This window comes from Flavobacterium sp., from assembly GCF_023151265.1.
GTDB lineage: Bacteria > Bacteroidota > Bacteroidia > Flavobacteriales > Flavobacteriaceae > Flavobacterium.
The window spans coordinates 1-6667 of the sequence record NZ_JAKLJH010000140.1; the positions used below are offsets into that span (position 1 = coordinate 1).

Sequence of the window (6667 nt, forward strand, 5' to 3'; positions counted from 1 at the left end):
GGACCAACACATTTAAATGTAAAAAACACTTCGATACAATTAATTAGAGTAACTTCGGCTCAAGAAATGTACGAAGCTTGTCATCAATGTTATAAAGATGTTGATGTAGCCATTGCTGCTGCTGCTGTAGCGGATTATCGTCCAAAAAATGTAGCCAACCAGAAAATAAAAAAGAACGATTCAACGTTCTCTATAGAGTTAGAAAAAACAAAAGATATCTTAGCTTCGCTTGGAGAACAAAAGAAAAATCAGTTTTTAATAGGTTTTGCTTTAGAAACCGAAAATGAAATTGAACATGCAAAGCAAAAAATCCAGAAAAAAAACTTAGATTTGATAGTTTTAAATTCGCTAAATGATAAAGGTGCTGGTTTTGGACAACCTACAAACAAAGTAACTTTTATTTCAAAAGACTTTGAAATTGAACCTAAAGAACTAAAATCTAAAGAAGAAGTAGCTCAAGATATTATTAATAAAGTAATTCAGTTTTATGATGCGTAAAGTAGTACTAGTTGTAATTTTTTTATTTTCAATTGTTAATGTGTTTTCACAAGAACTTAATGCTACTGTATCGGTAAATTTTCAACAAGTAGCTAATGGAAATCCACAGTTATTTAAAAATTTAGAAACACAAGTTAAAGAGTTTTTAAATACAACAAAATGGACAACAAAAGAATATACTGATGTTGAAAAAATTGAATGCAATTTCTTTATTAACGTTAATTCTTTTGGAGCTAATAACTTTGAAGCTACGTTACAAGTACAATCATCAAGACCTGTTCATAATTCAACATTATCAAGTCCTATTTTAAATATAAATGATAAGAACTTTTCATTCCGATTTATCGAATTTGAAAATTTAATTTATGATCCAAATTCTTTTAATTCTAACTTAATATCGGTTTTAGCTTTTTATGCAAACGTAATCATTGGTTTAGATCAAGATTCTTTTTCAGAATTAGGCGGTACTGAATATTTACAAGTAGCTTCAAATATTGTGAACGTAGCTCAAACAAGTGGTTTTAAAGGCTGGAATCAATCAGAAGGAAATAACAACAACAGAAATTTTTTAATTTCAGATATTTTATCAAGTACTTTTACACCTTTCAGACAATCTCTTTATCAATATCATAGATTAGGTTTAGATGTAATGTCAGAAGATGTTAAGAAAGGTAAAGAAGGAGTAGCTAAAGGAATTAATTACTTAGCTGAAGTACAAAAAACAAGACCAAATGCATTATTAACCCGTACTTTTTTTGATGCCAAAACAGACGAAATTGTTTCCATTTTTAGTGGTGGACCAAGAGTTGATGTAACTTCTTTAGTAGAAACTTTAAATAGAATATCTCCATTAAATTCTCAAAAGTGGAGTAAAATTAAATAATACTCATACCTTTTATTATTTATGTTACTTTCACTATCTATAAAAAATTATGCGTTAATCGAATCGCTTGAAACTGATTTTTCTAATCAGTTTTCTGTTATAACTGGAGAAACAGGAGCAGGAAAATCGATTCTTTTAGGTGCTCTAGGTTTAGTTTTAGGAAATAGAGCCGATTTAACATCACTGAAAGACAAAGAGCAAAAGTGTATTATTGAAGCACAATTTGCTATTTCCAATTATAATCTTCAATCTTTTTTTGATGAAAATGATATGGATTATGAAGATAAAACCATCATTAGAAGAGAAATTTTACCTTCTGGAAAATCGCGTGCTTTTGTAAACGATAGTCCGGTAAATCTTCAAGAATTGCAAGAATTAGGTGCGATGTTGTTAGATATTCATTCCCAGCATCAAACCAGAGAACTTACAGAAGAAAACTACCAAATTGATATTTTAGATGCGGTTGCGAATAATGGAGAATTTGTAAATTCTTATAAAAATGCATTGTCTGATTTCAAATCGACTCAAAAAGAGTTGAAACAATTGATTTCGGAAAAAGAGGCTTTGGTTAAAGAATATGAATATAACTCTTTTTTACTGAATGAACTTTTAGCAGCCAATTTAATTGATGGCGAGCAAGAAGCACTTGAGCAAGAATTAGAACAACTAAGTAATGTTGAGTTTATAAAAGAAAATTTCGAACGAATTTTAGCTATTGCCAATGAAGAGCAAGTGGGCGCCTTAGTCAATTTGAAAGAAATTAAGATTTCACTTCAAAAAATAGCTGGTTTTTCTAATCAAAATGCACAATTATTAGAACGTTTAACAAGCAGTTTACTCGAAATTGAAGATATTATTTCGGAATGCGAACAAAGTAACGAAAAGATTTTAGCTGATCCGGAACGATTAGAATTGGTAAATACAAAATTGCAAACCATTTACAATTTACAGAAAAAACATCAAGTACAAACCATTGCTGAATTGTTAGTAATTCAAAACGAATTAGATGCTAAAGTTATTCGTGTAGATGATTTGGATGGCGTTATTAATAAATTACAAACCGAATTAAATTCGAAACAAACTAAAGTTGACGAAATTGCAAAATCTATTTTTGAAAATAGAAAGAAAACGGCTCCAATTTTAATTGAGAAAATTAGAGCAATTTTAGCTCAATTAGGAATGGTAGAAGCTAATTTTCAAATCGAAATCAATCATACCGATTCTTATAATGCAAAAGGAAAAGATGAGGTGATTTTACTATTTTCAGCGAATAAAGGAACGAGTTTTGGATTGTTAAAAAAAGTAGCTTCAGGCGGAGAAATGTCGCGCATCATGTTAGCAATCAAAGCCATTTTAGCGAATTATTCTAAACTTCCAACCATCATTTTTGATGAGATTGACACCGGAGTTTCAGGAGAAATTGCAATTAAAATGGGTGAAATCATGAAGGAAATGAGTGCTACAATGCAAGTGTTTGCAATTACGCATTTACCACAAATTGCGGCAAAAGGAAATTCGCATTATAAAGTATCAAAACGTAATTTAGGTGAAACTACAATTTCAGAATTAAATTTACTAACATCAGAAGAAAGAATCCAACAAATAGCCGAAATGTTATCAGGAAAAGATATAACCGATTCGGCTTTACAACACGCAAAAGCTTTGCTGAATTAATTTTTTAAAGTACTTTTGCTTACCAGTTTAAACGACAACAAACCAATTATAAAAATAGAATATCATGATTATAGAACCAAGAATGCGAGGATTTATTTGTTTGACAGCTCATCCAAAAGGTTGTGAACAAAACGTAAAAAATCAAATTGAATATGTAAAATCAAAAGGAAAAATCAACGGACCTAAAAGAGTGTTAGTTATTGGTGCTTCAACAGGTTTTGGTTTGGCTTCAAGAATTACAAGTGCTTTTGGTTCTGACGCTGCTACTATTGGTGTATTTTTTGAAAAAGAACCTTCTGAAGGTAAAACAGCATCTCCAGGTTGGTATAACTCTGCAGCTTTTGAAATGGAAGCTCAAAAAGCTGGATTATATGCAAAAAGTATAAACGGTGATGCTTTTTCAAACGAAGTAAAGCAACAAACAATCGATATGATTAAAGCTGATTTAGGTCAGATTGATTTGATTATTTACAGTTTGGCATCTCCAGTACGTCAACATCCAGTAACAGGTGTTTTACATCGTTCTACTTTAAAACCTATTGGAAGTACTTTTACGAATAAGACTGTTGATTTTCATACAGGAAATGTAACTAGTGTTTCTATCGAGCCAGCTAACGAAGAAGATATTGCGAATACTGTAGTGGTAATGGGTGGTGAAGATTGGTCAATGTGGATGGATGCTTTAAAAGGAGCAGGCGTTTTAGCTGAAGGAGCAACTACAATTGCTTATTCTTACATTGGGCCAGAAGTTACCGAAGCAGTTTACAGAAAAGGAACAATCGGAAGAGCAAAAGACCATTTAGAAGCTACGGCTTTTGAAATTACAGAGAAATTAAAAGATATTAATGGAAAAGGTTATGTTTCTGTAAATAAAGCATTAGTAACTCAGGCTAGTTCAGCAATTCCTGTAATTCCATTATATATTTCATTGTTATATAAAATCATGAAAGCGGAAGGAATTCATGAAGGTTGTATTGAGCAAATCCAACGTTTGTATGCTGATAGATTGTATACTGGAAATGCAGTTCCAACAGACGATAAAGGAAGAATTCGTATCGATGATTGGGAAATGAGAGCAGATGTACAAGAGAAAATTGCTAAATTATGGGGTGAATCAACTACAGAAACTTTAGTTGAATTAGGAGATTTAGCAGGATATAAACAAGATTTCTTAAACTTATTTGGATTTGGGTTTGATGGGGTAGATTATCAAGCTGATACTAATGAAATGGTTATGGTACCGAGTATCAAATAAATCAAAATACAACATTTTGAATAAAAATTGTTACAAAACTCTAGCTTGGCTAGAGTTTTTTGTTTTTTATCGATGTTTTATTGCTTTTCGTCGATATTAAGAGAAAGTTATCTTTAGGTTGTGTTTTTAGTGATTAATATATTTATTTAATAGTTAAATTTGTAGTTGCTTAACAAAAAATTATAAATACATGAAAAAAATTACTTTATTTTTATTTGCGCTCTTTACGTGCTGGCAAATAAATGCCCAAGTAAGTTCCTATGCTTTTAGTCAAAGTAGTGGTACTTACACACCAATAACGGGCGGCACATTAGCTGCGTCTGGAGCATCTCTCGATGACACTATTCTGAGTGTTACTTTACCAACAGCTTTTGCTTACAATGGTAATAGTATTACTACAGTTGGCTTTAGTCCCAATGGTTATTTGATCATGGGTAATACTACAACTCATGGTTATACTCCATTATCAAGTACTGCTACATCTAATGGTGTTATTTCTGGACTTGGAATGGATTTAGTTTCTAATACGGCTACTTCTGAGTTAAGATGGGAGCAAATAGGAAATGAAATCATTTTTCAATGGAAAGAGTTTAGAAGATATTTAGCTACACCGGAAAGTATAAATTTTCAAATTAGGTTAAACACTTCTAATGGCCAAATTAATGTTGTATATGACGCTCCAACTACTGTTGTCGCTAGTGAAACTAGAATTCCACAAGTTGGATTAAGAGGTACAGCAAATGCGGATTATAATGCTAGAAGGCTTACTACATCTGTTCCAGATGCAACACCTTCATGGAATGATACTGCTGCGGCAACTTCAAATGCACATAACGTAAGATTTACTAATACAGCTCCAGCTGCTTTTCCTTCTTCGGGATTAACTTTTACTTGGTCGCCTCCAGTTCCTTGTTCAGGTGCTCCAGTTGCAGGTACTGTTACTCCAGCGTTACAGAATGTATGTACAGGAGTAGTGCCTGCTAATTTGGTGGGTTCTGGTTATTCTTCAGGAGTAACAGGTCTTACTTTTCAATGGGAAGAGTCAAATGATGATGGTGCAACAGATGCATGGGCACCTGTTGTAGGTGGTACAGGAGCTACAACTGCTACTTATACTCCACCTGCTTTTTCAGGAACACCTATATATTACAGATTAAATGTAACATGTACAAATTCTTCATCTTCTGCTCAAACAGCGTCAGTTTTAGTATCAGCTCCAATTACCCCAACTAATCAAATTACGGCTGTAACAATTCCAGCAGGAACTGTAAATTATGCTCAGGCTGTAGTAAACTGGACTAACGGAAATGGTAATAGAAGAGTTGTTTATATTAGTAACTCAGCTACTTTTACTGATCCAGTAAATGGTAATGCTCCAGCTTTAACAGCGAATACTGTTTATTCTGGTTCAGGACAACAAATAATATTTGATGGTACAGGTACTACAGTTACTGTAACTGGCTTAGCTACTGGAACACAATATTATATTAAAGCTTATGAATATGTTCGTTGTGGTTCAGGACCATACGATTACTACTATAATGTAACAACAGGTACTAATATAGGAACTTTCACAACTTGTGGAGTTTATGCTGTTCCAGCTTTAGAAGATTTTACAGCTTATGTGCCAGGTTGTTGGCAGGAAGCTGATAACGGGAATTTGACAACTGGTCCAGCTACTTTTGGAACTAGTTCTTGGGCTGCTGATGGTTTCGGAAATGTTGGAACTACTGGGGCTATGAGAGTTAATTTAGACTTTACAGGTGATAATGATTGGATTTTATCGCCTCTATATACAATTCCAGCTAATTATGAATTAAAATTTGATGCTTCGGCAAATCAATGGGGTACTAATCCTATAGCGCCAACAACACCATGGGAAGCAGATGATTTTGTTGAAGTTTTAGTTTCAACAGGAACTACAAACTGGAACGTTTTGTACACATATAATAATACAAATGTTCCTTCCAATACTGGAACTCCAAACATAATTGATTTAGATGCATATGCAGGTCAAACTGTTAGATTTGCATTTAGAGGTGTTGAAGGTGGAACTGATGGCGGTGCTGATATTGAATTAATCGTTGATAATTTTGAATTAAGAGAAACTCCTCCTTGTGTGGAGCCAACTACATTATCAGCTACAAACATAACTTTTAGTAGTGCTGATTTATCATGGGTTGATCCTTCTGGAACTCAATTCGATTATTACTACGTTGTCCAACCAGCTGGTGGTGGTGTACCAGCAGTAGCAGGTGATTATGTAGATATAGGTGATTTGCCTTTGACTGTTAATGCTTTAAGTTCAAATACAAATTATGAATTTTGGGTAAGAGCTGACTGTGGAGGTGCTGGAT

General features: G+C 33.2%; 5 protein-coding genes. All 5 read left to right on the forward strand.

The genetic code is table 11. From position 1 onward, the window contains the following. On the forward strand, positions 1 to 498 hold a 498-nt coding region (locus L6Q46_RS11655), incomplete at its 5' end, for a phosphopantothenoylcysteine decarboxylase (RefSeq protein WP_291284447.1). Then, positions 488 to 1381 carry a DUF4835 family protein gene (locus tag L6Q46_RS11660; protein ID WP_291284448.1) on the forward strand — a complete coding sequence of 298 codons (894 nt, stop codon included), beginning with the start codon at positions 488 to 490 and terminating at the stop codon, positions 1379 to 1381. The genes L6Q46_RS11655 and L6Q46_RS11660, both read left to right, overlap by 11 nt. Positions 1382 to 1402: 21 nt before the next feature. Next, the gene (gene recN / locus L6Q46_RS11665) at positions 1403 to 3055 is read left to right on the forward strand and encodes a DNA repair protein RecN (RefSeq protein WP_291284449.1); all 1653 of its coding nucleotides are present in this window, start codon (positions 1403 to 1405) and stop codon (positions 3053 to 3055) included. Positions 3056 to 3119: 64 nt separating this feature from the next. Further along, positions 3120 to 4310 (forward strand): enoyl-ACP reductase FabV, encoded by a 1191-nt coding sequence (fabV, locus tag L6Q46_RS11670; RefSeq protein ID WP_291284450.1) that lies wholly within the window; start codon positions 3120 to 3122, stop codon positions 4308 to 4310. A gap of 190 nt (positions 4311 to 4500) precedes the next feature. After that, a partial coding sequence (locus L6Q46_RS11675; RefSeq protein ID WP_291284451.1) for a choice-of-anchor J domain-containing protein occupies positions 4501 to 6667 on the forward strand: 2167 nt, incomplete at its 3' end.